This is a genomic window from Fretibacterium sp. OH1220_COT-178 (assembly GCF_003860125.1).
In the GTDB taxonomy this organism is placed as follows: Bacteria; Synergistota; Synergistia; order Synergistales; family Aminobacteriaceae; genus CAJPSE01.
Map to the genome: position 1 here is coordinate 1 of NZ_RQYL01000019.1, position 25,894 is coordinate 25,894.

General features: G+C 66.3%; 22 protein-coding genes. 13 read left to right on the plus strand and 9 right to left on the minus strand.

Annotated features, from left to right (window positions below):
* From EII26_RS08275 to EII26_RS08290, 4 genes are all read right to left on the minus strand, one after another.
* Positions 1 to 3,556: RHS repeat protein (locus tag EII26_RS08275; RefSeq protein WP_148092555.1), on the minus strand; the 3,556-nt coding region annotated here is incomplete at its 3' end.
* Positions 3,557 to 4,002: 446 nt separating this feature from the next.
* A complete protein-coding gene (locus EII26_RS08280) occupies positions 4,003 to 4,584 on the minus strand; it encodes a hypothetical protein (protein ID WP_124888690.1) in 582 nt (193 codons plus the stop codon).
* 77 nt (positions 4,585 to 4,661) lie between these two features.
* A complete protein-coding gene (amrB, locus tag EII26_RS08285; protein WP_124888691.1) occupies positions 4,662 to 5,447 on the minus strand; it encodes an AmmeMemoRadiSam system protein B in 786 nt (261 codons plus the stop codon).
* Between the two features lie 71 nt (positions 5,448 to 5,518).
* On the minus strand, positions 5,519 to 8,017 hold the full coding sequence (locus EII26_RS08290) for a DUF3160 domain-containing protein (protein ID WP_124888692.1): 2,499 nt from the start codon (positions 8,015 to 8,017) through the stop codon (positions 5,519 to 5,521).
* Between the two features lie 461 nt (positions 8,018 to 8,478).
* Here EII26_RS08290 and EII26_RS08295 point away from each other — a divergent pair, with 461 nt between their 5' ends.
* The 6 genes from EII26_RS08295 (at position 8,479) to EII26_RS08320 (ending at position 13,562) form a co-directional block, all read left to right on the plus strand.
* Positions 8,479 to 8,694: a hypothetical protein gene (locus EII26_RS08295; protein WP_124888693.1), complete on the plus strand. Its 216-nt coding sequence runs from the start codon at positions 8,479 to 8,481 to the stop codon at positions 8,692 to 8,694.
* Between the two features lie 4 nt (positions 8,695 to 8,698).
* Positions 8,699 to 9,073, plus strand: a complete 375-nt coding sequence (locus EII26_RS08300; RefSeq protein WP_124888694.1) for a DUF134 domain-containing protein — start codon at positions 8,699 to 8,701, stop codon at positions 9,071 to 9,073.
* A 166-nt stretch (positions 9,074 to 9,239) separates the two neighbouring features.
* Positions 9,240 to 10,628 (plus strand): extracellular solute-binding protein, encoded by a 1,389-nt coding sequence (locus tag EII26_RS08305; protein WP_124888695.1) that lies wholly within the window; start codon positions 9,240 to 9,242, stop codon positions 10,626 to 10,628.
* Positions 10,621 to 12,222: a helix-turn-helix transcriptional regulator gene (locus EII26_RS08310; protein ID WP_124888696.1), complete on the plus strand. Its 1,602-nt coding sequence runs from the start codon at positions 10,621 to 10,623 to the stop codon at positions 12,220 to 12,222. Before EII26_RS08305 ends, EII26_RS08310 begins: the two co-directional genes overlap by 8 nt.
* Before the next feature lie 319 nt (positions 12,223 to 12,541).
* Positions 12,542 to 13,066, plus strand: coding sequence for a LemA family protein (locus EII26_RS08315; RefSeq protein WP_158612215.1), 525 nt, complete (start codon positions 12,542 to 12,544; stop codon positions 13,064 to 13,066).
* A gap of 109 nt (positions 13,067 to 13,175) precedes the next feature.
* The gene (locus EII26_RS08320) at positions 13,176 to 13,562 is read left to right on the plus strand and encodes a helix-turn-helix domain-containing protein (protein WP_158612216.1); all 387 of its coding nucleotides are present in this window, start codon (positions 13,176 to 13,178) and stop codon (positions 13,560 to 13,562) included.
* 124 nt (positions 13,563 to 13,686) lie between these two features.
* Here EII26_RS08320 and EII26_RS08325 read toward each other — a convergent pair whose 3' ends face one another.
* The 5 genes from EII26_RS08325 to EII26_RS08345 form a co-directional block, all read right to left on the minus strand.
* The gene (locus EII26_RS08325; RefSeq protein ID WP_124888699.1) at positions 13,687 to 14,442 is read right to left on the minus strand and encodes a hypothetical protein; all 756 of its coding nucleotides are present in this window, start codon (positions 14,440 to 14,442) and stop codon (positions 13,687 to 13,689) included.
* Between the two features lie 92 nt (positions 14,443 to 14,534).
* On the minus strand, positions 14,535 to 15,155 hold the full coding sequence (locus tag EII26_RS08330; protein WP_124888700.1) for a hypothetical protein: 621 nt from the start codon (positions 15,153 to 15,155) through the stop codon (positions 14,535 to 14,537).
* Between the two features lie 175 nt (positions 15,156 to 15,330).
* Positions 15,331 to 16,038 carry an SH3 domain-containing protein gene (locus EII26_RS08335; protein WP_124888701.1) on the minus strand — a complete coding sequence of 236 codons (708 nt, stop codon included), beginning with the start codon at positions 16,036 to 16,038 and terminating at the stop codon, positions 15,331 to 15,333.
* Positions 16,039 to 16,195: 157 nt separating this feature from the next.
* Positions 16,196 to 17,599 carry a helix-turn-helix transcriptional regulator gene (locus EII26_RS08340; protein ID WP_124888702.1) on the minus strand — a complete coding sequence of 468 codons (1,404 nt, stop codon included), beginning with the start codon at positions 17,597 to 17,599 and terminating at the stop codon, positions 16,196 to 16,198.
* Positions 17,600 to 17,773: 174 nt separating this feature from the next.
* On the minus strand, positions 17,774 to 17,998 hold the full coding sequence (locus tag EII26_RS08345) for a hypothetical protein (RefSeq protein WP_124888703.1): 225 nt from the start codon (positions 17,996 to 17,998) through the stop codon (positions 17,774 to 17,776).
* A 183-nt stretch (positions 17,999 to 18,181) separates the two neighbouring features.
* Between EII26_RS08345 and EII26_RS08350 the strand changes: the two genes are divergently transcribed.
* From EII26_RS08350 to rimO, 7 genes are all read left to right on the plus strand, one after another.
* The gene (locus EII26_RS08350; RefSeq protein WP_124888775.1) at positions 18,182 to 19,327 is read left to right on the plus strand and encodes a DegT/DnrJ/EryC1/StrS family aminotransferase; all 1,146 of its coding nucleotides are present in this window, start codon (positions 18,182 to 18,184) and stop codon (positions 19,325 to 19,327) included.
* A 104-nt stretch (positions 19,328 to 19,431) separates the two neighbouring features.
* A complete protein-coding gene (locus EII26_RS08355; protein ID WP_124888704.1) occupies positions 19,432 to 20,121 on the plus strand; it encodes a zinc metallopeptidase in 690 nt (229 codons plus the stop codon).
* Positions 20,122 to 20,227: 106 nt separating this feature from the next.
* Complete coding sequence (locus EII26_RS08360) at positions 20,228 to 21,601, plus strand: RsmB/NOP family class I SAM-dependent RNA methyltransferase (protein WP_158612217.1); 1,374 nt, start codon at positions 20,228 to 20,230, stop codon at positions 21,599 to 21,601.
* Positions 21,602 to 21,607: 6 nt separating this feature from the next.
* Positions 21,608 to 22,852 (plus strand): PASTA domain-containing protein, encoded by a 1,245-nt coding sequence (locus EII26_RS08365; RefSeq protein WP_124888706.1) that lies wholly within the window; start codon positions 21,608 to 21,610, stop codon positions 22,850 to 22,852.
* Between the two features lie 45 nt (positions 22,853 to 22,897).
* The gene (locus EII26_RS08370; protein WP_233572675.1) at positions 22,898 to 23,632 is read left to right on the plus strand and encodes a ribulose-phosphate 3-epimerase; all 735 of its coding nucleotides are present in this window, start codon (positions 22,898 to 22,900) and stop codon (positions 23,630 to 23,632) included.
* Complete coding sequence (locus EII26_RS08375) at positions 23,613 to 24,458, plus strand: helix-turn-helix domain-containing protein (protein WP_124888707.1); 846 nt, start codon at positions 23,613 to 23,615, stop codon at positions 24,456 to 24,458. The genes EII26_RS08370 and EII26_RS08375 overlap by 20 nt, the downstream gene beginning before the upstream one ends.
* A gap of 112 nt (positions 24,459 to 24,570) precedes the next feature.
* Positions 24,571 to 25,887, plus strand: a complete 1,317-nt coding sequence (gene rimO / locus EII26_RS08380; RefSeq protein WP_233572676.1) for a 30S ribosomal protein S12 methylthiotransferase RimO — start codon at positions 24,571 to 24,573, stop codon at positions 25,885 to 25,887.
* The last annotated feature ends 7 nt before the right edge of the window (positions 25,888 to 25,894 follow it).

The following is a 25,894-nucleotide window of genomic DNA, read 5'->3' on the forward strand; positions in this document are numbered from 1 at the left end:
CCGTCTCGCCCGTCAGCTGGTTCAGCGCGTTGTAGGTGTAGGTCGTCGCCACGCCGCCCACGCTCTTCGAAACGCGGTTCCCCGCCGCGTCGTAGGCGTAGGTCGTGCTCGTCGTCGTCCCGTTCTCCGTCACCGTCTCGCCCGTCAGGCGGTACAGCGCGTCGTACGCGTACGTCACAGTCCGGTTGCCGCTCCGGCCGCTCTCCTGAACCCCCAGGCGCTCGCCCGCGCTCCCCACCGTGTAGATGTACTCCGCAACCGATGACCCGTTGCGGTCCGTTATCCGCTCGCGCGTCAGCGCGTTCACCGCGTCGTACTCGTACTCCGTCGTCAGGCCGTTGGAGTACGCCGCCTTCGTCAGGTTCCCGTTCGCGTCGTAGGCGTACGTCGTCACCGCGCCCCCGCGGTCCGTCACCGAGGTCAGGCGGCCCAGCACGTCGTACGTGTTGGCCGTGCTCCCGTACGGCGTCGTCAGCCTCAGAACGCGACCCGCCCCGTCGTACGCGTACGACAGCATCGATCCGTCCGGCTTCCGCTCCGACGTCAGACGCCCCAGCGCGTCGTACGTGTGGCGCGTCACCCCGTTCTCGTCCGTCACCGTCTCGATGCGCCCCACCGCGTCGTGGACGAACGCCACCGTCCTGCCGCCCGCCGTGATCTGCCGCAGACGGTCCTTCGCGTCGTACGCGAACAGCGTCTGCGACCCCGAGAAGTCCGTCACCGACTCCACGTTGCCCCGCGCGTCGTAGGCGGTCCGCTTCTCCTGCCCCGCCGCGTTCCTCGTTTTCACCAGACGCCCGCGGTCGTCGTACTCGTACGACGTGCGGTTACCCGCGGGGTCCGTCACCGACGTCAGCTCGCCGACGGTGTTGTACCGGTAGACCCACTCCCGGTTCAGCGCGTCGACAACCCCCGTCAGGCGGTCCAGCCCGTCATACTTGTACGCCGTCGCGTGTCCGTTCTGGTCCGTCTGGCCGGTTATCCTGCCGCGCGCGTCGTAGACGGTCGTCAGCGTGCTCCCGTTCGCCAGCACCGCCTTCGTCCGGTTCCCGTTCGCGTCGTACTCGTAGGCCGTCACGTTCCCCCTGGGGTCCTTCACCTGCGCCAGCTGGGACCTGTCGTTGTACGTGAACTCCGTTCGGTTGCCAAGGGCGTCCGTTATGGCCGTGTTCCGGTCGATGGAGTCGTACGCGTACGCCGTCGCCGCGCCCCCGCGGTCCGTCCGGCTCGTCAGACGGTTCTTCGCGTCGTAGGCAAATTGCTCCGACGAACCGTCCCCGTACGTCTTGCTCAGCAGATTTCCTACGTTGTCGTACGCCATCGCGACGGTCTGGCCGTATCGGTCCGTCGCCCTGACGTTGCGGTTCTCCGCATCGTACTCGAACAATTCCGTCGTCCCGTCGAAGTAGCTCACCCGCGTCAGGTTCCGGAAGACGTCGTACTCGAACGTCGTCCGCCGGCCCGACGAGTCCGTCATGGCCGTCCTGTTTCCCACGACGTCGTACTCCGCGTCCACGAACGTTCCGTCCGGGTACACCGTCTTCGTCACGTTCCCGTATACGTCGTACTGGTACGTCTCCGTCAGCGTCTTGTTGACGCCGTTCTCGCCCGTGCGCGTCAGGGTCTTGGAGAGGGCGTTCCCGTCCGCGTCGTACGTGAACGTCGCCGTCTCGCCCGCTCCGTTCGTCGTCGACAGCACGTTGCCCCCGCCGTCGTACGTGAACTGCATCACCGTTCCGATGGCGTCCGTGATGCTCCTCAGACGGCCGCCGCCCAGGTACTCGTACTGCTTCACGTTCCCCAGCGCGTCCGTCACCCGCGTCATCTGGCCCGCGTCGTCGTAGGCGAACTCCGCCTGCTTCAACCCGAAGGAATGGACCGTCAGCAGCTCGTTCTTGCTCGTGTACGCGTTCTCGACCTTCAGACCCAGCGCGTTCGTCATCGACAACAGACGACCGTCGGCCGAGTAGCTGTACTGCGTCACGTTCCCCAGCGCGTCCGTCGTCGTCGCCCGGCGGCCGTTCTCGTCGTAGGTGTGCGTCGTCGTGTGCCCGTTGCCGTCCGTCACCGACAGCTCGTTCCCGCGCTCGTCGTAGACGTGGAGCGTCGTGTTCCCAAGGCGGTCCGTCACCACCGTACGCCGCGCGTCCAGGTCGTGCGCGTACGACAGACGACGCCCGCTCGCGTCCACCACCGCAATGAGCCGGCCCGCCTCGTCGTACTCGTTGCGCGCCACCTGCACCCCGCGCGGGTCCGTGATGTTCGTCAGGTAATGCGTTCCGTCGTACCCGTACGTCGTCTCATGGCCGCCGATGTCCGTCACCGAGGCCAGGTCGCCCGCGTCGTCGTAGCGGTACGTGACCGAACGGCCCGTCGGCCCGCTGATCTTCGTGATCCGCTTCAGGCCGTCCCGCTCGAAGACGATGGACTTGCCGTCCGAGTGGATCACGCTGTCCTCCGAAATCGTCACGACGTCCCCGTTCGTGCCCGTCACGCTTTCCAGGCCCGTCTGGTCGTTGAAGACATAGACGGTTCCGTCCACCGCCGTCAGCTTGTACCGCTGCGGGTTGTAGGGATCGAGATCGTAGTCGTAGATCCCGCCCTGCTGATACAGCAGTTCCGTGGACTGGCCCAGGGGCTCCAGCTTCGACTTGCTGCCGTTCGTGCTCTCGTAATACGCCACCAGCCAGCGAATCGGATAGATCGACTGATCGGGCTGGAGCTTCAGCGCAAACTTGTCCGTCTTTCCGTTGCCCCAGTGGACGACCACCTCGTGAGGCTTTTCCTCCACCATCCTGTAGGTCTTCCTCCAGCCGCTTCCGGTCTGGACCCTCTTCCAGTTCTTGCCCGGCGTGCCGTTCTCCGAGAGCGTCGCCTTGGACAGTTTCATCTCCCAGCCGTAGCCGAACCGGCCGATGGCGTCCTTTTCCCTGCTGTCGTAGGTCCGTATGACCGAGAGGGGGAGGCCGTGGATGGGGATGTCCATGTCCACGAAGCTCATCGAGAAGTTCCCGACCTTCAACTCTCCCTCCACCGAGACCGTGATCTCCTTCTCGGCCGAGGTGCCGCCCGCCTCCACCGTGAGCCGCAGGATGTAGTGGCCGTTGGTCAGGAGCGTGGGGTCGAACACGCCCAGGACGCCGCCGTCCACGGGCTGCGTCCCCTCGGCGAACACGGTGTAGGTGGACGGTACGTAGCCCGGGTCGCCGGGGTTGCGCATCTGCACCGGCGCGTAGGCCAGCGTGAACTTCGTCATGCCGTCGGCCGCGGCGGTACCGACGATCTCCGTCGGCGCCGTGACCACGGCCATGTCCGAGGGCGCGGTCAGCTCGGCCGTGGCCGCAGGCGCGGCGACGGCCGCACGGACGGGACGGCTCCGGGTGGAAAAAACGTTGTCGTCGTTCGTATCGAGGGAGGCGTATTGCGTGGAGACCGTGCGGATGAGCCGAGGGGAGTTCCTTTTGCCTTCACCCGCGAAAACGGGGAGGGGCAGCAGCTGGAAGAACAGGCTGAACACCAGCAGAGCCGCCGTGATTCTTCGGGACCTGTAACGCATGAGATGCCTCCTTATTCGTCGTCAACCCGTTGTGGGGAAAAGCCGGCAAGCCGAACTTTCGGCTCCGTTCAGATGCCGTTTTCCATCCCGCCACCCCTTTCTTCCTTCGCGCCCGCTTCGCACGTTCCCCCCGTCCTCATTTCCCGCGCAGGGGAGAAGCGCGCACCGAGAAACAAAAAGCGCGAAACGAGCCCATTTGAGGCTGCTTCGCGCTTGCGTTCTGAGGAAGTCGTTCATCGGGCCGCGTCGCCGCCAAATGTCAGACATGCCAAACTTTGTTTTTGTCCTAAAAAACTCTTCTTTCCGCCATATTTAGTAAAATATCAACAACATTTATTGGCAATAGGTATTTTTACTGATTTTGCGGGCGGCAGACCCGATCGCGCATGCTGCCCGCAGGATGGGCCTCGGTTTTTCGACTCGTAAGACGTGAGGTGCTCCCACGGTCATTCCTTCGCCAGCCCGAGGCTCCGGATGGCCCGGTCCGCAACGTCGTCGAGCGGGTCCTCCGTGCCCTCCTCGGGGGAGGCGGGGTAGGAGATCTCGCATTCGCCCCAGACCTCCTCGTTCGCCACCATTCTGCGCCGATGGAACGTCTTTCCATCCCACCAGCAGAGCTCCCAGGAGTCGTCCTCCCTGTTTTCGAACGAGATGGTCTTTGTCCCGACCGCGTTCTTCGCCTCGGCGAAGGATGAGTCGAGGTGTCCTTCGTCCATGACGTGGCCGCCCGAGACGCGGAACTGCGCTTTGCCGTCCTCCGAGGCCAGGACCATCCCGTCCCCGTTCTCCGGCAGCAGGACGACCTTCGTGAAGACCTTGTGCGGCACCTTGACGGCGTAACCGAAACGCTCGTTGAAGTACGCGAGCAGCCCCCGGTCCTCCGGGTCCCAGCTGGGGTAGAGGTCTGCCGTCGCTCCGCTCGCTTCGTCCCTGAGCGTCAGGACCGGATTCTGGGCCGGGGCGCACGATGCCGCCAGAAGCAGAAGCACCGCGATCAGAGCTGTCTTTGCAAGGATGTTCCTCGTCATTGTTCTCGTTCCTCCTCGTCGTTTGTCCTTAAAAGTTCGGAAATCTCGCATAAAAACCTTGGGGGCGATGGCAGGGCTCATTCCGCCGCGGGAACGGCCGTTCCCTTCGAGAACAGCACGGTGGCGTGCCCGGTGGTGCGGTCCGCGTTGGCCAGAAAGTCCGAGGAGTTGCTGCGCTCCAGAAGTTCGCTCCGGGTGACCCCCAGGCTTTGCAGCAGCGTCAGGAAGAGGCGCGCTCCCCGCGGACAGTCCACGTCCAGGCGGTTGAGTTCGCGCAGCCGAAACGCGCGTATCGCGGCGAGGCTGCGGTCGTCCTCGGCGTCGGACTCCGCCCGGGGCTTGTAGTGGGAGAGGTCCATGCTCAGGATCACCACGCCGCCCCGGTCCCGGAGAAGCGCCTCCAGGGTTTTGCGGACGCGCAGAACCTGCAGGTCCGTCGCGGGGGACCTCACGACGATCGGCAGAACCGGGACGTCGCCGAAGTACTTCCGGATGCGCGGGATGTGCTCGGTGATGCCGTGGTCGCGCCGGGGAACGTCGTCCTGGCGCAGAGCGGAGCCCCGGAGCCTCAGGGCGCCCTCCGCGTCGGCGCGCAGGAGGCCCGACGGAGTCCGCCAGTCCGAGGCGCAGAACACGAGGTTTTGGCGCGCCCTCATGAAGTGGTCGGGCCCGATCAGGACCACGCGTTCCGGGGCCGGAACCTGTTCCCGAAGCCGTTCGTAAAGGCGGTCGATGAGGGCCCCCGCCACGTTGTGATGGGGGGCGATGGCCCCGACGACGGGGTTCGGCCCCTGGGCACAGGCCCAGCGGGGCGAGGCGATGATGAGGAGGGCCAACAGGAAACGCATGGGACAACGCAACATCGTATTCTCCTTAGGGGTGGGGGAGGGAACGCTCCGGGGGCGCGAGGCCCCCGGAGCCGATCGAACCGGGACTACTCGTGCAGCTTGGAGTGCCAGGCGGGCAGGTATTGCTTCAGCTCGTCCTGCTTCTTCTCGTCGTAGACGATCGCCTTCCACTGGTCGTCGTCCATGCGCCCCTTCTCCAGGGGCTGGGTGAAGGTGTAGTAGGAGAACATGTACCCCTCCGTCACCCGGAAGCCGCCGGAGCGGTCGTTGACGTAGACGCTGAGCCTGCGCGGCGTGCCGACCCCCATGAAGAGGGCCAGCCCGGCCGAGGCGTCCGTCGCCACGTCGGCGACCAGCGCCATCCTCAGCTGATTCTGCGCCTCCTCGCCGAACACCTCGTAGATGTCCTCGGGAAGGACGGAGGGCAGGCGAAGGTCGCGGATGGCCAGGAAGTCCGACGGCGTCATCGCGTCCTCGAGGGCGCGGTCCGCGATGCCGGCCAGGGTCTCCATCTCCTCCGCAAACTGAGTGAACTTGTCGCGGTAGAACTCGTGCTCCTCGGGGAACATGGGGGTCAGAAACTTCAGGGTCCTGCGCGCGCTCTCCGCCAGGGCGCGGTAGAGCTTGGGCTCGGGCTCCACATAGCCGCGCGGCAGGGGCTGGGCGAAGGCTCCGGCCTCCCATCCGTCCTCGCCGCTGCCCATCTCCGCCCCGCTCTGCTCGGCGTAGAGGATGGTGTCGTGCTTCAGCTCGGCCATGGAGGCCTCCGCCGTCGTCAGCTTCTTGTAGCTCCACGCGGGGGAGCGGAAGAAGAACTGTTCCGAACCCTCGGACGTGCTGTAGGCCCCGAGGGCGTCGAGCCAGGAGGTGTAGACGTTGTCCCCGTCGGCGGAGCCCCGATACTCCGGCCAGCGGCCCCGGAGGCCCTCCAGATTTCTGGAGTAATTCTCGAACCTCTCGTACTGCGCGACCTCCTCCCGGGCTCTGGGCGAGCCCAGCACCGCCATGACGTCCAGCGGGTCGGGAAGGCCGCGCCGGTTCTCCAGCGTGCCCGTCGCGGGATGGGTGAGCGCGTCGAAGACCATCGCGTCGAAGGTGATCCGTCGCGGGAGGATGGCGAACTTCTTGCCGGGCAGCTTCTGGACGGCGCTTTGTTTGCCCGCCTTGTCGAGGGCCTCCATGATCTCCCTGACCTTGTCCGGGTTCCTCAGGTCCCCGAACGCGAACGGCTTGAGCGCCGCGGAAAGGTCGTCGGCCGTGTTGACGTTGGAGCTGCCCACCAGATAGCGGATGGGGTCGTAGAGCGTGCGCCATTTCTCCTGCACCTCGGGGACGGAGAGGATGTGGCACAGCAGCATCGTGGCCGCGGCGCCGCTCTCCGTGTCCAGCGGGAAGGGCGTTCCCAGGAGATAGGTGGTGCGGAAGTAGACCTTGAGGTCGTCGTTCAGCGTGTAGTGCCCCCGCGGGGCGAAGAGCGTGAAGTCCTGCGGCATCTCCGTGAAGGGGTTCTGGCCCATGCCCCGCCCCTCCATGATCCCCTCGGCCAGGGGCTTGAGCCCGTCGTGGATCTCGGAGCCCCCGTTCGTCAGCAGGTGCATGGCCAGGGCGAGGTAGTCGACGACCTTGGAGGCGGCGTCGCGGCCCAGCTCCGAGGACTCCAGGTCCTGCGGCAGGGCCTTCATGGCCTCGTTGATGGCCGCGAGCAGTTCGAAGGTCCGCCCCGTCAGGACCTTCTCCTCCACCTTCTGGAGCATCCGGTCGAAGTAGAGGTGGAACGCGTGGAGCGGCAGGTCCGCGGCGATGAACCGGGGCGTCAGTGGATCGATCGCGTTGTAGGCGTCCACCAGGTCGTCCTCGTTCAGCGATTTCTGCAGGACGGGCCGGGGGTCGACGTAGAAGCCGTTTTTCAGCAGGCCCTCGCGCTCGGCGTCGTCTTTGTAGGAGAGCTTGTCCTCCTCGACCTTCGAGAGGTCCGGGGCGCTGGCCGCCAGGTCGATGAGGGCGGACTCGGGCAGCCATCCGGCGCGCCGGTCGGAGCCCGCAATGCCGGCATGCTCATCCTGGCCCGAGAGATAATCCGTGCCGAAGGTGCAGAGCAGCCAGGCCGCCCCGGAGGCGTCCTTCGCGCGCCCCTCCACCGTGACCACGGCCCCGCGCGGAAGGGAGAAGTCGTGGAACTCCGACACGGGGCGCTTGCCCGGCAGAAGATGGGGAACGACGTCCTCCAGGACCTGGAAGGACTTTGCGTCCACCGCTTCGTATTGGGGCATGGACGTCAGCGCGGAGGCCTCCGCGACGCCCAGCTCCCCCTCGGGCCCCGTCAGGGCCAGCCACCCCTTCTTCGAGGCGGGGCGCCCCTCCACGAGGTCGCCGTAGGCCAGCATGGCCGCCACCTCCATGTCCGCCGGTATGTTCTTCCATCCTCCCTTGGGCGCGGGCTTGGCGGTTTTCAGGTTCTCGAAGACCGGGGCCAGGAGCGCCGTGACGACGTACTGCTTCGTGCCCTGAGCCAGCACGGGCGGCGCCGAAAACAACAACGCGGCGCAAGCGGTGCACAGTGCGATTGCGAGCCACTTCCTTTTCATCGGGATCACCTCGTTCGTTTTTGCGCGTTCCCGGGCGACGGGACGTCCCCCGTGCCCGACAACGCTGCATCCCTGCAACCGTATAGTATACCGTCGGTGCGCATCCGTAAACCTACCCCGGGTCGGTCCGCAAGGGTGGTTTTTGCCATTTTGGGCGAGGCCCCGGAGGGGACGGCTCCCTACGCCCGGATCGGTGCGGCGACGCGGGAATAAGCCTCTTCTCCGGGAGCTCCGTCAGGATTGTCGATCGCAGTTATTGACATATGATGGAAATAGGATATAGTTATAAATGACATATGTCGTTTATTTGCGGCCGGGTCCGGCGGAGCGGCCGACAGGGTCCCTTCAAAGGTCAGGCCGAGGCGTGGCCCTCAGGCCCGCTCGTGCGACGAAGGGTCCGCCGGGACGTCCGTTGTTCGTCATCCATTTATTTGTTTCAAAAATTCGAGGAGGGCAAGATCATGCAGAATCATGAGGAATCGGGTCGGGGCGCTCATCACGGCTGCTGTCACGGACGCGGCAAGGCGGAATGCGGCAAGGCCGGGGAGGGAAGGGGACACTGCCACGGGAGGAAGGACGGCCGCGGTCACGGCGGTCACGGCGGCCAGGGTGCCGGTTGCTGCTGCGGCTCGAAGGACGAGGGAAAAGGGACGGATTCCTGCGATCCCTTGGCCTGAGGCGATGCCCCGCCCGCTGAAACGGCGTTGCGTCTCTGCCATGCCGTGCTGTGTGCGGTTCGTTCCGATGCCCGAGGCGGGAGCGGGCGGAGGGTCGGAGCCCGTGGTTCTTTCGGTCGACGAGTTCGAGGCCCTGCGCCTCATCGATCTGGAGGGACTGAACCAGGAGGAGTGTGCGAGGCGCATGGAGGTCGCCCGGACGACGGTGCAGGCCATCTACGACCGGGCGCGCGAAAAGGTGGCGGATTTTCTGGTCAACGCCAGGGAACTGCGGATTGCGGGCGGGGCCTACCGCCTCTCCGGCGAGCTCGGCAGGGGAGGCCCGGAGCGGCACCGATGCGGCTGTCGGTGGCGTAAGTCCCCTCCCCCGTTGGACTGAAGGTATGGGCCGGCGCGCATGTGTTATGCTAAAATTTCTCCTGAAAATATGAGGACGCGGACGGGCGAAACATAAGGATCGCGGTTGTGCTGTCCGGGCCTCCCGGGGCCGTTGCCCTGCGGCGGTTTTTCCCTGAGGGCGTCCGGATGCCTCGGAGGTGGTGCGCGTGCCGTCCGCGCGGACAGGAAAGGGAATCGTGCTTCTCTCGCTCGTATGCCTCGCTGCCGGAATTGGGGGACTGCTGCTCCGAGGATGGCCTTCCGCGGCTCGGGACCCCGTCGTCCTCACGATGTGGCACAATCCCACCGGGCACCAGAGCGACGCGCTCTCCGAGGCGGTAGATCGCTTCAATCGTTCCGTGGGGCGGGAGAAGGGGATCGCCGTCATAGTCACGACCATCGCCAAGTCGGAGATCCTGCACGAGAAGCTGACCTCCATCGCGCTCGGGGACCCCGGCGCTCCGCAGGCCCCGGACATCGTCGTCGCCTACCCGAAATCCGTGGCCCCGCTCGTCGCCAGGGGGGCATTGGTCGCCTTCGACGATTATTTCTCCTCCAAGGAGCTGGCCGCCTACGTGCCCTCGTTCGTCGAGGCGGGAAGGCTCGCCGACGGGGGGCTGTACGTGTTCCCCATCGGCCGGTCCACAGAGGGGCTGATCGTCAACAGGACGTTCTGGGACCGCTTTTCCCACGAGACGGGAACGCCCCTGACGGAGCTCGCGACCTTCGAGGGGATCGTCCGAACCGCCGAGAGGTACTACCGGTGGACCGACGCCAGAACCCCGGAGGTGAAGGGGGACGGGAGTGCGTTCTTTATGGTGGACAATCCCTTCAACCTGGTGCAGGCGGTCTTCGCCCAGATGGGCGAGGCTCTGTTCGTGGATGGAGGGCTGAACGTGAGGTCTCCCGTCTACGAAAGGGTCTGGAAGCTCCTGTTCGAGCCGGCGGTGAGGGGGCACGAGGCCGTCTACAAGGGCTACGGCACGGACCTGGCCAAGACGGGTGCTCTGCTGTGCTGGACCAGCTCCACCGCGGGCATCACCTTCATGCCGAAGCGCGTGGTCTACGCCGACAACACCTCCGAACCCGTGGAGTTCGAGCTGCTCCCGTTCCCCGTGATGGAGGGGGGGAGCAAGGTCGCAATGCAGCGGGCCGGGGGCTTCTGCCTCTTCCGTTCGACGCCCGCCAGGCAGGCCGCCGCGGTCGAATTTCTGAAGTGGCTGACCGGCCCGGAGGAGAACCTGCGCTACGTCCGGGGCACCGGCTACCTGCCCGTGACCCTGAGTGCGATCGAGAGGGCCCGGGAGACCTGGGGGGAGGGTGCCGAGGGCATCCAGAAGAGCTACATCGAGACGATCGGGATCATGAACCGCGACTACCGTTTTCTGCCCCAGAGCCCCGTCGAAAATTACGGGGAGCTCGAAATCCGTTACGAGGGGCGGATGAGGAGGATCGCCACCGAGGCGCGCAAGCGGTATCGGGAGCTTCTGCCGATGGGGCCGGAGGAGGCCTGGCGTGCCGCTACGGAAGGAGCCTACGAGAGATTTCTTGAGTAAACGTCCTCTGCTCTCGTTTTTCGTCAGGTTGAGGAACATGGGGGGGCTCGGACGCACGCTGCGGCTGAGGCTCTATATGTTCTTCCTGTGCGTCGTGCTCACTATGGCGGCCATCGTGTCGGGGGTTCTGTTTTTCACCGGCACGCTGAGCCTCCGCGACTCCGAGCGCCGCCTTGCGTTCGACAACGAACTGAGGCACCTCGCCTCCGCGACGGAAAAGCGGATGGGGATGCTCTCCGCCATGGCGATACGGATGGGGCATCTCCTTTCGCGCGGCATCGAGCAGTTTCTGGAGGAGCGGGGGCTGGCGGCGGACGACCTGCAGCGGAACCCCAGGGTCCTGGAGCCGCTTCTGGCCGCGCAGTTCGACACCCTGATGCTGTCGCTCGGACAGGCTCAGACCACGGGGGCGTTCCTCATCCTGGACGCCACGGCCAGCCGCAGGATGCGCGAGGCCCGGGTCTCGCGGGCGGGGCTCTACCTCGTCGACTGGGAGCCGGAGCTGGTCAGCGGCAGCACGCTCCAGTTTCAGCTCCTGCGCGGGCCGTCGCACGTGGCGCTCGAGCGGGAGCTCGTGATGGAGAAACACTGGGCCATGGAGTTCGACGTCGAGAATGCGGACTACTTCTCCCAGCCTCAGCGCTGTGCCGTGGAACGTCCGGAGAGCGCCCGTCGCATCTGTTTCTGGTACCCGATGGCGACGGTCCGGAACACGGCCCGAAAGGCGATGCTGTGCAGCGTCCCCCTGATCGATTCCCGCGGGGGCGTGATCGGCGTCTGCGGCTTCGACGTCAGCGATCTCTACTTCAAGCGCACCACCATACCGGCGGGCAACATCTACGGCGGGATCTTCTGCGCCCTGGCGCCGACTTCGGAATCCGGCCTCGACGTCGCTTCGGCGCTGGTCTCATGGCGCTATTTCGTGGAGGAGGAACCCGGCGGTACGGGGCCGCTCGAACGGCTGGGCGAACAGGAGGGGTTCGGACTCTACAGGGCCGGGAGCGGGGAGCTGCTGATCGGCGGCGAACGGGCCGTGAGGATCCAGCCGACGGGGCTGCCCTGCGAGGCCGCCGAATTTTCGTTCGCCCTGCTCGTCCCCAAGGCGGAGTTCGACGCGGTGGGGGACGCACGGAACGCCCGGTTCGCCGTCCTGCTCGCCGTCATGGCGTTGGCCGGCGTTTTGGTCTCGTACTTCTTCAGCCGGTGGTACGTGCGGCCGATTCTGAGGGCGATCGCCGCCGTCAAGGAGAACGCCGAGAATGCCGCGGCCCTGCCCGTGACGAGAATAACGGAGATCGACGACCTGATCGAATTTCTTGCCGCCCGGACCGCCTCTCCCGGGGAGGGGCCGACCGACGACGAGGTGGAGCGCGAGTTCAACGCGAGGGTCAAAACGCTGTCGCGAGCCGAGCACAACGTCTTCGACCTCTACGTCCGGGGCTATTCCGCCGCGGAGATCGCCGCCGCGCTCAACATCAGCACCAATACGGTCAAGACCCACAACCGGAACATCTTCGCCAAGATGCAGGTCTCCTCCCAGCGCGAGCTCCTGATGGCCTACATCGACATCCTCAGAAAACGCCGGAACGGCTGATCCCGTCGCGAAACTCGAAAGGCCCTCCGTCCGCGTCTTCGCGGACGGAGGGCCTTTCGAGTCGGGACTCCGCTTTCGCTCGCCCGTTCGTCCGCGGAGGGGAGAAGAGGCTTTTCGACGCCTCATCCTTCAGGGTGATTTTTTGCCCTCGATCGTTTGCGCATCGCTGTTTTTCGGTCGTAGGCCGCCCGGTGGACGGAGTGCGGAAATCCCACCCGAAGGTGAGGACTTTTGCGGGCTTCCGTTCTATAGTTCGGGCGAGAAGGTCCATGGAGGATGTTGGACGGACCGGCGCTTTTCGAGGCGGAGGGAGGTTCTGGTGGAGCGTTTCTTTTTTGCGGTCTTTCTCGTGTCGACGTTTTTGCTGGCCCTCGTTTTTTCCGTCAGGGCCTACAACGGCCTTGTCAGGCTGAGGGATTTTTGCGATGAGGCCTGGAACGGGGTGCTGCGGACGGTACGGCGGAGGCGGGCGGCGGTCTCGCGGCTCCTCGAGGGGGTGGCGGGGCTGCCTGGGAAAGAGGTCCTTTTGACGAGTCTGAAGATGTCCTGCGCCCAGAACGTGGGGGCGTGGAAGGTCGGCGATCTGGCTTCGGCTGAGGCTGCGCTGTCGGACGAGCTGTCCTCTTTTTGGGCTTGTGCGCTGGAAAACTGCGGCCCGGGGGAACGTGACGAGTGGACGTGCATCCGCGGCGATCTCTCGGCCCTGAGGGCGGATGCGGAGATGGCGAGGGACTACTACAACGCCACCGCCCGGGATTACAACACCCGGCTCCGGCAGTTTCCGTCGAACCTGATCGGCCGGATGTTCCGTTTCGGAGAGGCCGAGTACTTCGAGTCGGATTAGGCGGCCTGATGGTCTGAAGAGGGGATGGAGAAGGGCGGCTTGTGCAGTCCTTGCCGTTTGATGCGGGGCGCGAAGGAATTTCATGATCGATGCGGAAAGGAGCCATTGCATGGAGCAGCAGCGAAAAGAAGGTTCTTGCATTCTGTCGTTTCCCGTCGTCCGCTTTCGGGGCTTCGGGGACGAGGGGGAGCGTTTGCTGAAGTGGGGGTTCGAAGAACTGGGCCTGACCCGGCAGGAGTGCCGCATCGCCCTGATGATCCTGAAGGGCTCCGGAAACGAGGCGATCTGCGGCGAGCTCTACATCACCCGCAATACGCTCAAGTTCCACATCCGGAACGTCAACCGCAAGCTGGGCATCCGCAACCGGGAGGAGCTGTTTGCCCTCTCGCTGCGGCTGACCCGGCCTCAGGAGGGTGCAGCGCGCGGCCGGGGCAAGGTGATCTGCCTGGCGGAGGCGGCGGCGTTCTACAGGCAGCGCTGCAGGGAGGAATCCTGAGTTCGGCTCGGCCGTTTGCATCGTTGAGGCAGGCGGCCGCCTTCCATGGGGCATTCGCCCGGTTGAAATCAGAACCACCGGCCAGCCGGTGGTTCTGATTTGTCTGATTTGCAGGATACCGAAGTCAGTTTTTGACCTGCTTGCCGGCGTCCTTCAGGGCCTTGACCTGGTCCTCGGGAAAGACGCCTTTTTTGATGCTGACCTCCTTCAGGGACGCGATGCCCGCGAGCGGCGTCAGGTCCTCGCCCCGCGAGAAATCGAGGTTCACCTTTTCCAGGCTGGGCAGGGTCGTCAGGGGGGTGAGGTCGGGGACTTTCGAGAAGCTCAGCCCCACGTTCTTGAGCCTCGGCTTGTTCTCGATCCCCTTGAGGCTCCCGAAGGTCTTGGGCAGATTGCTGAGGTCGAGCCAGAGGAGCTCCTCCATCTCGGCGATCAGCGTTAGGTCCTTCTCGGTGTGGGGGACCTTCCGAACGGTCAGGAAGGTCATGTCGGGGAACGACGCCAGGATGGAAATGTCCGTGACGTTGGGCAGATCGATCAGGCTGACCTTGTGCAGCTTCTTCATCTCGGCCAGCGGGGCCAGGCCGGTCAGCTCGTCGCTGTCCGAGATCTTGATCCCGGTGTGGTCGGCGAAGGCCTTGCAGACCTTCTGAAGCGTGGCGTCGTCCATGTCCTCGAGCCAGATGTCGGTCTTGCTCGGACGGTTTCCCTGCGCCTTGGACGCCTCGAGTGCCTGTGCGAGCATATCGTCGGTGACGGCCCCCTCGATCACCAGGAAACCGGTTTTGACCTCTATTTTGGGTTCGGCCAACGCCGTCCCCACGGACAGAGCCAGAATGGTCGCCGCGCAAAGCAAAGTTCCGAAAAGTTTTTTCGTCATCGTGGGTCCTCCTTGGATTCCGCCGCAGCCTTGAGGCTTTTGGGCGTGTGTTTGTTCTTTGTTCTTGGGTAGGGATTGTTCGGGACCTGGAATTAACGGTATTCCGTCTCCAGGCTCACCAGCGCGTAGGTCTTCTTGCCCTTCCACTTCGCGTCGCGGAACACGGCCTTGAAGTCCGCCACCACGTCGTTTTTGTCCTTCACGTTGTAGACGACGCCGGCGGCCTCGTAGCGCCCCTTGCCGTCCGATTCGACCTCGTCCACCCGGGCGTAGTAGACCTTTTCGGGCTCCTGGTCCGCGCCCTTGAAGTGAAAGCGCTTGCCGTCGAGGATGTAGGCGGGTTCTCCGTCCTCGACGGAGGCCGTCGCCTTCAGATCCACGCCGTAATATTTCTTCACGCTCTCCTCGACGAACTTCGCCTCGATGCTCATGTCCCCGTTCTTGTCGGCGCCCTTCTTGTTGGCGACGATTCGGCTCTTGCGGTTGTTCAGATAATTGTGCCCTACGCCGAACCGGACGGCGTCGGCGTAGTTCTCGGGGTCCGCGATCGCCTCCGCGGAGGTGTCCATGAAGCCCAACTCGGTGAAGTTGCTCAGGAACAGGCTCATGGCGTCGATCTCCTTCTTCGTCGGAGCCTCGGCCGCGAACGCCGCGCCCGCAAGGAGCATCACTGCGGCGGTACAGACCAGACGCACAATCGTGCTCTTTCTCATTTCAAAACCTCCCTTTGATTCTGGGCCGCATTCCCGCGGCCCCCGGGTTCGACGTTCTCGGCGCCTCCGGGCGTGGAGCTTCGGAAGCCCGCTCTCCGGGAACGTCAATCGTGAATTTCTGTGTCGCTGGAGCGTGATCCTCCTCCTTTCCGGGGGGAGCGGGGTTCGCGCTCGATCAATCGAACCAGCTCGAGTACTCCATGGCCGCGATCCTGTCGTCCTTGACCGTGAAGATCAGGTATTCCACGGGGCCCAGCTCGTAGCTCCACCGGCCCTCCGACGCGTCTTCGGGCTCGCCCATGAGGTCCGCGAGGCCGGAGGCCGGGTCTCCGATGCGGAAGGGCCCGAAGGGCATCGTGCCCTTCGCGACCGTCACGTTCTTGAGGATGTCGTCGACGTACTGGGCCGTGTGGGTGGGATAGGTCAGGGTGACGTCCGGCAGCTTCTCGCCGGCGCCCTCGATGAAGGTCTTCGTCCTCTTCTCCTTCTGCGGCCGGCCGAACAGGCTTCGGGCCCGGGCCTCGTTGTCGCCGAAGGTCAGGGCGACCTTCCAGACCAGGCGCTGTGCCGGGGTGATGTCCTCGACGTAGTTCACGTCGAGGAACTTGCCGTGGATCCAGGCGGTGCCCGTCTGGGTGGGATGAAGCACCTCGTACCAGACCTCGCCGTTCACCGAAGTCTCGCCCACGGCGTAAAGCGTTTCGTAGTCCACCTTGCCGACGATCTTCGCCTCCGTCGAGGGGTCCTCCCTCAGACGCACGCCCTCCCCTTTGCTCTGCGACAGGACGGGGTACTCCGTCTCCGCTCCGGCGGCCCCCGCCCCCAGGATCAGCGCCCCGGCGGCCAGAAAAATTCCGATGAATCTGCGATGTCGTCCACTCATGATCGAACCTCCCTGTGTTTCGCGCCAGTCCGTGCGGCGCGTCGATCCGCCGTCATGCTCTTTTCCCGTCCGCCCCTCGGGCGACGGAGCTTCGGCGCGCTCTCGCCGCAGGCGTCTGCCGGAAGCCCGCGAATGCGGGGGCGTCGCCCCGATCGCCTCATGTCATGGCGCCCGGCTCCTTTGCCAAAAGGGCCTGCGCCGTCGCGGGCAGGTCGCGCCGCGTGGCGATCCCCAGCTTGCGGTTGATGTTGCGTATATGGAACTTCAGCGTGTTCTTGGAGATGAAAAGCTCCCCGCAGAGGTCCGAATCGCCGGCTCCGTTCAGGATCATCAGGGCGATGCGGCACTCCTGCCGGGTCAGACCCAGGGCCTCGAAGCGCCCCTTCAGGCGGAGCTCCCGTTCCTCGGCCGAGAGCTCCGCCGACGGGGCGGCGTCGGGCTCCCGGATGGGAACGGCCGGCACCGGCGTGGCGGCGGAGGCGGCCGCGGGCACGTCCACGATCGCGCCGGGCAGAAAGAGCAGAAGGCCGGCGACGAGGCCCATGAACAGGGTGAAGCCGGACTGGACCGAAAGGACCTCCATCCCGAAGGGGGCGAGGACGTCCAGAAGCCGGCGCGAGGCGATCAGGGCGAGGACGAGCAGGGAGGCCCCGATGCAGAGCATCCGCGCCGGGTTGGGCGAGTCGGCGGCGTACTGCAGCATCAGCAGCCAGAAGGACAGTTCGAAGAGCAGACAGCCCGAGCTCGTCAGGAGCAGAGCCGCAGAGGCGGACAGCCCGGACAGGGCTATCCCCGCGACCCACGAGGACAGGGCCCCGGCCAGAAGGGTGCGGTAGGAGACCGGCTTGCGGAGGTACAGCAGGGCCAGCAGCCCCGCCAGGGGGAGCAGTGCGGCCAAGTTCCGCAGAACGCCTGGCGGGAACGTCCCCGATCGGGACAGGTGGGACGCGGAAAACGTCTGTGCCCCGTTCAGGATGAGCGCGAAGACGAGGAGGGCGAAGCTCTCCCTGGTGGAGGGCGCGTGCCGGACGTAGCGTTCCCCCTCGGGCATCCAGGGCCTTTCGCGGACGGACAGCAGAAGGAGTCCGGTCGAGAGGAACGGGAGCGCGTAGAGCAGCGGCCCCGTGCGGGAGAGCGGGGGCGTTCCCGCGATGGAGACCAGGGAGGACAGGGAGTAGAGAAGCAGAAAAAGGCGCGGCGAAAACCGCGCGCAGAGCGTCATCCATCGGCAGAAGAGCAGGGCCGAGGCGAAGGCCGGCAACAGGAGCGCCGGGATCTTCAGGGGAGCCCAGAGGCGTTCGAAGAGGGGCAGCGGCAACAGCAGGCAGGGCGTAAGCCAGACCGCCCGGCTGAAGCTGCCCGCCCCCGGCAGGCGGGTGCGGGCGAGCAGGGCGCAACAGACCGCGAAGGCGAACAGGAACGAGGAGAGGAGGAGGGGATCGGACGGGAGAAACGTCCGCGGCGGAACCTGGGAGAACCACACGAGGAACAGCCCGAGCCCCAGGGAGGTCGAGGCCGCCTCGAACGGTGCGATGCGGTCGATGCGCTGTGCCCTGTCCATTCCGTCCCCTCCCGTCCCTCTCGCGGATGTGGTCGTCCCCGTGCTTCCCCAAAAAGAGCCTGCCCTGCCGGACTATTAACCGACGAAAGGCACAAAAAATCAAGCTCCCCGCGGGGATGGTTTTTCCCATCCCCGCGGGGGCCGATCGGCTGCGGGGAGTGCGGACGAGCGGGATCAGGGGGCCGGGTTTTCCGATTCCGATTCAGGCTCCTCCAGAAACCGGGGCATCCATCGCCTCCAGAGCCAAAGGGCGAGCGCGCCCATCAGGACTCCCAGCGCCAGCCCGTAGACGATGTAGTCCGTGCGGCCGCGGCCTAAGGCGTAGCCGGCGTAACCGGCCAGGGCGTAGCCGAACGCGATCACGGACCCCATGGAGAGGAGGGTGATGAAAAGTCGCATGTTCTTCTCCTTGATCGACCGGAATATGGGGATAATGTATCACAGCCGCTCCGCAAAGGGCAACTTCGAGGGGGGGCCGGTCTGGCCCTGCGGAGGAACCGATGTTAACATGGACGGGGACGCGAGGGATGCGTTTCTTTCGGCCGGCCGGGAGGCGCGGCCATCCGAGTCGTGATTAAGGAGATGGTAGGGGTGAACGATCGTCTGCCCATTCTGGATCTGTCCCGCGCCCACGCGGAGATCCGGGACGAGGTGCGTGGGGCTCTCGAGCGCGTCTTCGACGCTCAATCCTTCATTCTGGGGCGCGAGGTCCGGACGTTCGAGGAACATGTGGAGAGCTACCTGGAGATTCCCGACGGTTCGGCCGTCGGCTGTGCCTCGGGGACGGACGCCCTGCTCCTGGCCCTCATGGCCTTGGACGTCGGGCCCGGAGACGAGGTCGTCACCACCCCCTACAGCTTCTTCGCCACGGCCGCCGCCGTCGTGCGCCTGGGGGCGACCCCGGTTTTTGCGGACATCGATCCCGCGACCTACAATATCGACCTGAACGACGTCGAGCGCAGGATGACCCCGCGGACCAAGGTGTTTCTGCCCGTCCATCTGTTCGGGCAGACCGTGCCGATCGAGGGGATCGCGGAGCTCTGCGCCGAGCGGGGCGTGGCGATCGTCGAGGACGCCGCCCAGGCCTTCGGGGCCTGGCGCCGCGTCGGGGACCGGATCGAGCGGGCCGGCGCCATGGGGGACGTGGGGTGCTTCTCCTTCTTCCCCACGAAGAACCTGGGCGGCTGCGGCGACGGAGGTATGGTCGCGGCGCGCGATGCCGGGCGGGCGGGCCGGATGCGCCGCCTCAGGGTCCACGGCGAGGGGAGCACCTACTTCCACGAGGAGGTGGGCCTGAACAGCCGGCTCGACGCCCTTCAGGCCGCGGTCCTGGACGTGAAGCTGCCGTACCTGGAGCGCTGGAACTCGGAGCGGCGGCTGATCGCCGACCGCTACCGCATGTTCTTCGAGTCCCGGGGGCTGACGGACCGCGTGACGCTTCCGGAGGAGCTCGAGGGCAACCATCATATCTATCATCAGTACGTGGTGCGCGTTACGGAGCGCGACGGCCTGATGGCCCATCTCGAGGGGCAGGGGATCGGCGCCCGCGTCTACTACCCGCTGCCCCTGCACCTCCAGCCCTGCTTCGCCTTTCTGGGCGGCCGGCCGGGCGATTTCCCGGAGGCCGAGCGCCTCTCCCGGGAGGCCCTGGCGCTCCCCGTCTTTCCGGGGCTCCGGGCGGAGGAGCAGGAACGGCTGGTCGACGCGGTGGAGGCGTTCCTGGGATAGCGTGCAATCCCCATGAACGGCGGATGCGCTTCCCGCGTCCGCCGTCTATAATGGAGGGGTAACGTCGTGATGTCTTCATTTTGATTCTTCAAGGAGGAATACGCATGTACTATCCCTTCTTCGATCCGACGATGATCCTCGTCCTTCCCGCGCTGCTCCTGTCGCTCTGGGCGCAGTTTCGGGTCAAGAGCACCTTCGACCGGTTCAGCCGTGTGCGCTCGAGCAAGGGCGTGACCGGGGCGCAGGTGGCGAGGATGCTGCTCGACCGTTTCGGCCTCTCGTCCGTCCCGGTCGACCGCGTCGCGGGGGCCCTCACCGATCACTACAACCCCCGGGACCGCACGCTGCACCTCTCCGACTCGGTCTATTCCAGCTCCAGCATCGCGGCGATCGGTGTGGCCGCCCATGAGGTCGGTCACGCCATCCAGCACAGCGAGGGCTATGCGCCCCTGATGTTCCGGAACCGGATCGCGCCCGCGGTGGGGCTCGTCTCCAACATGGCCATCCCCCTCTTCTTCATCGGATTTCTGATGCGGGGGCAGTTTTTGATGAACCTGGGGATCGTGCTCTTTCTGGGAGCCATCGTCTTTCACCTGGTCACCCTGCCGGTGGAGTACAATGCCAGCTCGCGGGCCATCTCGATTCTGAACGGGACGGGGGCGCTCAGCCCGGACGAGCTGAAGGGCGCCAGGAGCGTGCTGAACGCCGCGGCCTGGACCTACGTCGCCGCGGCCCTGATGGCCGTTCTGCAACTGGTGCGCCTTCTGGTCCTCCGAAACTCGCGGGAGCGCTAGTCCTCGAACGGCGTGCGGTTCGCCGTGCCGGTGATCGGTCGATGGGGCACCGCCCGAGATGGAGGGGTGCCCCATTTTTTGTTGGAACGCGGATAGGGGGGAGAGCGTGCGCGGTATCGAGGGGGCGCTTCACGTTCTGGAGCGCGTGAGGGAGGGCCGTTTTGCGGCTGAGGCCCTGCGGGAGGCCGGGGCGGAGATGTCGGCGGGGGACCTCTCGCTGGCCTCGTCGCTGGTCTATATCGTCCTGCGGCGCGAGGAGATGTGGCGCCGCATCGCCGGGGGCTTCCTCAAGAAGTCCCCCGGGGGAGGGCGTCCGGGGCGCGGGACGCCGCGACCGGCGCCGGACGCGCTTGGGAATCTGCCGACGCCGGTGGCCGACTGCCTGTTGCTGGGGACGGCGGGCCTGCTGGAGCTGAGGCACTTCGCGGGAGGCGTACTGGTGAACGGCCTGCTGGAGCATCTCAAGGGGGCGGGACACAAGCGGTTCGTCCCCCTGGCCAACGCCGTGCTGCATGGGGTCGGGGAGCGCGGGGCGGCCCGGGTCGAGGCTTTTCGCCGTTCCTCCTCCCTGGAGGAGCGGGCCCTTTGGGCGGGGGTCCCCGTCTGGTCGCTGCCCGCCTGGACCAAGTCGTGGAAGCGGCCCGAGCTCTCGGAGATCTTCGAGCTGATGCGCATCCCTCCGGCCTCGTCGCTCCGGGTATCCCCGGGGCGGCGGGATGCCCTCGTCGCCCTGCTCGGGAGGGAGGGCATGGAGGCCGAACCCTCCGACCTCTCGGACGCGCTCCGGCTTCCGGGAACGGTCCTTCCGTCCTCGGTTCCGGGGTTCGACCGGGGCTGGTGCACGGTGCAGACCGAGGGCTCCATCCTGGCCGCGTCGCTGGTGGAGCGCTTCTGGCGGGACGGCGCGGTGCTCGACATGTGCTCGGGCCGGGGGGTCAAGGCGGGACAGATCCTTCAGGCCCTGCCGGAGGGGCGCCTCGAGTGCTGGGAGCTCTCCCGGGGCCGGCACGCGAGCGCCGCCCGGGAGATGAGGCGGCTGGGCCTCGAGGGCAGAGCGGAACTGCGCTGCGGCAACGCCCTGGAGCTCGAGCCCCAAGCGGCCCCCTCCGTCGTCCTGCTCGACGCTCCCTGTTCGGGGAGCGGGACCTGGAACCGCAAGCCCGAGTCGAAGTGGAAGCTGGACTGGCAGCGCTTCGACCGTCTCGTAGCGACGCAGAAGAGCTTGCTGGATCGCGCTTTGGCGCTGTGCGCGCCAAATGGTATTATAATTTACGTTACGTGCAGCCTGCTCCGACAGGAGAACGAGAACGTCGTTGCGGAGGTCCTGGCCGGACGGCCGGGCTGCGTCGAGGTACCCGCGCCCTGGCCGGAGGCAGGTCCCTTTCGACGGGGGCGCCCGTGGGGCACGTACGTCTGGCCTGCGTCGCCGTGGCTGGACGGCTTTTACTGTGCCATAATCATGAAGAGAGCGGAGGCCTGAGTGCCGATGGGCAAAGTTATCCGTTGGACCCTGTTGTTTGTTGTGCTGGTGATCTTTTCCTCGGGGGCCGTGGCCTTCTATACGGTGTTCTTTCGGCCGACGAACGCGATCGTGATTCCGCCGCTTCGGGGACGTCCCGTGGTCGAGGCCGTGGACGAGGCCGAACGCCTGGGTTTTGCCGTGAAGATCGAGCAGGTGGAGTCCTCCATGCCCTCCGGGCAGGTGCTGGCCCAGTCCCCCGAGCCGGGGGTGCGCGCGAACAGAAACAAGCTCGTCGTCCTGCAGGTCAGCAGGGGCGGGGAGCGGCGCGCCGTCCCCGACCTGCGGGGACAGGAGCTGTCCCGGGCGCAGCGGTTGCTTCAGGAGCAGGGCTTTGCGGTCGGCGATGTGATCCGCATCAAGGACGGGGCTCAGCCGGGCGGGGTCGTCATCGCGCAGAGCCCGTCGGCGCCCGCCAACATCCCGGTGGACAGGAGGATCGATCTCCTCGTCAGCGAGGGCGGTGGCGGCCGGGACGGCAAGCTGACCGTGCCGGACGTCGCGCGCCGTTCGGAGCGCGAGGCCCGCGACATTCTCACCTCCAGCGGGCTCAGGGTTCTGGCCGTCGACAAGGTGTACAGTCCCTCCATGTCGGAGGGGATGGCGATCGAGACGCGTCCGGCGGCCGGGGCCGTGGCCCGGGCCGGGGACGGGGTGCGCCTGAAGATCGCCACGTTGCAGAAGCCGGCCGGTTACGTGGAGCCCGCGCCCGCACCCGCACCCGACTCGGGGCCGCAGGGCGGCGGGGTGGTCGTGAAGGTCCCGGGGCACGGCGACGTCTTCGTGGGCGAGGGGGCCGGGGGGGAGCAGCTTCCGATCCGTGAGGCCAACCCCAACGTCTCGGTCTTCGACCAGGAGCCGGGGGCCGGGGGCCGGGTGATCCGAAATCCGGCGCTGCCCGGCGCCGTGCGGCCTCCTGCGGCGGAGACGCCGTCGGCCGACCGGCCGCGGCCCGATGCCGATGTTCCGCGGACGCCGGTGCCTCCGGTCTCCCCGGGGGGCAAGGTCGCCAAGGTGCGCTACCAGGTGCCCCCGCTGGCTCAGCCCCTGGACCTGAAGATCGAGATGGTGGATCCCTCGGGCAAGAAGGTCGTGCTGGACCGGAAGGCCCGGAGCGGGGAGCTCGTCTCCCTGTCGGTGCCCTACGAGAAGGAATGCGTCGTGACGTTCTATCTGGGCGGGGAGTTCGTCTGGCAGGATAAATTCCGGTAGGGCGCGCGGCTTCGGCGGCGGCCGTTTCGGAGGAGGACGATGAGTGTGAGGACGAATTCCTATTGGGAGGAAATGAAGGACCGGAGGCGGCGAAGGGTTCTCTTCGCCCCCTCCCTGCTCGGGGCCGACCCGCTTTTTGTCGGCGCTGCCGTGGACGGCCTGAAGGGACGTCAGGATTGGCTGCACCTGGACATCATGGACGGTCATTTCGTCCGCAACCTCTCGTTCGGTCCCGCCATGGCCAAGGCGCTGCGACGACGTTATCCGGACGCCTTCATCGACGCGCACCTGATGGTGGACCGGTTGGACGTGCTGTTGCCCCTGTTCGTCGATGCGGGGGTCTCGCTGCTCACCATCCATGCGGAGACCGAGCCCCAGCTGCTGCACGCGTCGCTGTCCTCCATCCGGCGTGCGGGGCTTCGGGCCGGGGTCGCCCTGGGGCCGGCCTCCGGGTTGGAGCGGGTGCGCCCCGTTCTGGAGATCGTGGATCTGGTCCTGGTGATGTCGGTCACGCCGGGGTTCGGGGGCCAGAGCCTGATCGAGACGACCCTCGAGCGGACGCGTGACCTCGTGCGCCTGCGGGCGGCGGAGGGTTATCGTTATCTCATCCAGATGGACGGCGGCATCAACGGGGACAACGTGGGGCGTGTGGTGCTGGCGGGCTGCGACGTCGTCGTGGCGGGCAGCGCCGTCTTCGAGGCCCCCGACCCGGGAGCCTGTCTGGATGCGATGAGAGCGAAAGCGAAGGAGGCTCTTGACGATGCCGGCATCGGATCGTGACGAGGCGTTGAGGGAACTGGGGCGTCTGGCCGCGGAGCGGCGCGAGGAGGCCCACCTGTCGATCGAGGACGTCTACGAGCGGACGCGGATCCGCATCGAGTTTCTGCGGGGGATAGAGAGCGGAAATTACGAGGGCTTTCCGGACGTCGTCTACATCAAGGGGTTCGTTCGCACCTATCTGCGCGTCATCGGGGGCGAGGACCTGCAGGACCCCTTCATGGGGTGGCTGAACCGATCGATGCCCCGCGTGCCCGACGAGCCCATCAACGTGCTCGGGAACGGGACGTCCCCGACGAAGGGCTTCAAGCCCGTCTCCCATTTCTGGCTCTTTGCGGTGCTGCTCTCCGCCCTGGTCGGTACGGGGGTCTACGTCTGGTACGTGTGGTCCACCGGAGGGATCTCGCTGGAGAAGCTGCGGGCTCTGGGACCCGGCAGCGAGCCCGCGGCCGTTTCGGAGGACGCGCACAGGGCCGGGGAGGCCTCGGGCGACGTCGGGTCCTTCGAGGTGATCCCCGCCTCCATGGAGATCCTCCCCGCGCCCAAGCCTGAGCCTGAGCCCTTGCCCCCGAGCCTGGAGATACGCGCGGACTCGGACGTCTGGATGAAGGTCACCGTGGGGGACAAGGTCGTGTTCTCCAAGACGCTGAAGAAGGGGTCCGTCGTATCCTGGGACCTTCCCGTTCAGGCCAAGGTCACCTACGGGCGGCCCAATGCGGCCTCGGTCACCCTCAACGGAAAGGACCTGGGGGTCGTGAACCCCAAGGGGGCCAAACGCTCGGAGACCTATTTCTACTCCCCGGACGGGAGTCACAGGAAGGCCAAGTGATCCGGCCTCACGGGGCCGGGGGCGGCGGGGAGGTTCGGCCGTCCCCGGCCCGTGTCGTTTTTGGGCGGGCCTGCGGGACCATCGGGGAGGACCGGAAGGTGAGATTGGTGCCTTGAACATTTTTTTTGTGAGCATGGGCTGCGCCAAGAACAGCGTGGACAGCGAGACCCTGATGGGGCGGCTGGCGTTCGAGGGGCATGCCGTCGTGGAGGAGCCCGAGGAGGCGCGCGTCGGGATCATCAACACCTGCGCCTTCATTCAGGACGCGGTGAAGGAGAACATCGACGCGATTCTGGACCTGGAGCTCCTGAAGGAGCGGGGGGTCCTGGAGCGGATCGTGGTGGTGGGCTGCATCGTCAACCGCTACGAGGCGGAGCTGAGGCGGGAGCTCGGCAGCGTGGACCTGTTCGCCCGGGCGGAGGACTGGGACTCGGTCGTGGACTACCTCGCGGGGCTGGAGCGCCCGGAGCGGGGCCCCGCGCCGAGCTGCGGACGCCTCCGTCTGCCCGGGACCCCGGCCTGGACGCGCTATCTCAAGGTGGGCGAGGGGTGCGACACCTTCTGTTCCTATTGCTCCATTCCGCTGATCCGAGGTCGGCTCAGGAGCCTGCCCGTGGAGCGTCTGGTGGAGGAGGCCCGGGCCCTCTGCGCCGAGGGCGCCAGGGAGCTCTGCCTCGTGGGGCAGGACCTGACGGCCTACGGGCGGGACCTCTACGGGGAGCCCGCCACCCTGCGGCTCCTGCGGGAGCTCGACGCAGCCCTGCCCGAGGGGACCTGGGTGCGGCTCCTCTACCTGCACCCCGACCGTCTGACCCCGGAGTTCGTCGACTTCCTGATGGACAGCGGAAAAATTCTGCGTTACCTGGACGTCCCCATCCAGCACATCGACGACGCCATTCTGGTCCGGATGAACCGCAGCCCTGCGAGCGCCCACATCCGGGAGATCTTCCGCCACATCCGGAGGAAGGACCCCCTGTTTGCGCTGCGCACGACCGTCATGACCGGGTTTCCGGGCGAGACGGAGGCCCAGTTCCGAAAGGTCCTGGACTTTCTGGAGGAGGCGGAGATCGATCGGGTGGGGGCGTTCGTCTACTCGCCCGAGGAGGGGACGCGCGCGGCCTCGTTCTCCGACCCGGTCCCCCGGGAGGTGGCCGAGGAGCGCTACGCCCGGCTGATGGAGCTCCAGGCGGAGATATCGCTGGAGCGCAGCGCGCTCTTCGTCGGGCGGGAGCTGGACGTGCTGGTCGAGGAGGTCGACGAAGAGGCCGGTGAAGCCTGGGGGCGCTCCTATCGGGACGCGCCGGAGGTCGACGGCCTGGTCGGCATCTCCGGGGCCGGGGACGCCGTGCCCGGAACGTTCGTCCGCGTGCGCGTGACGGACGGCACGGAGCACGATCTGTTCGGATGCCTCGCGGGCGGCGAGGATTGAGGAGGCG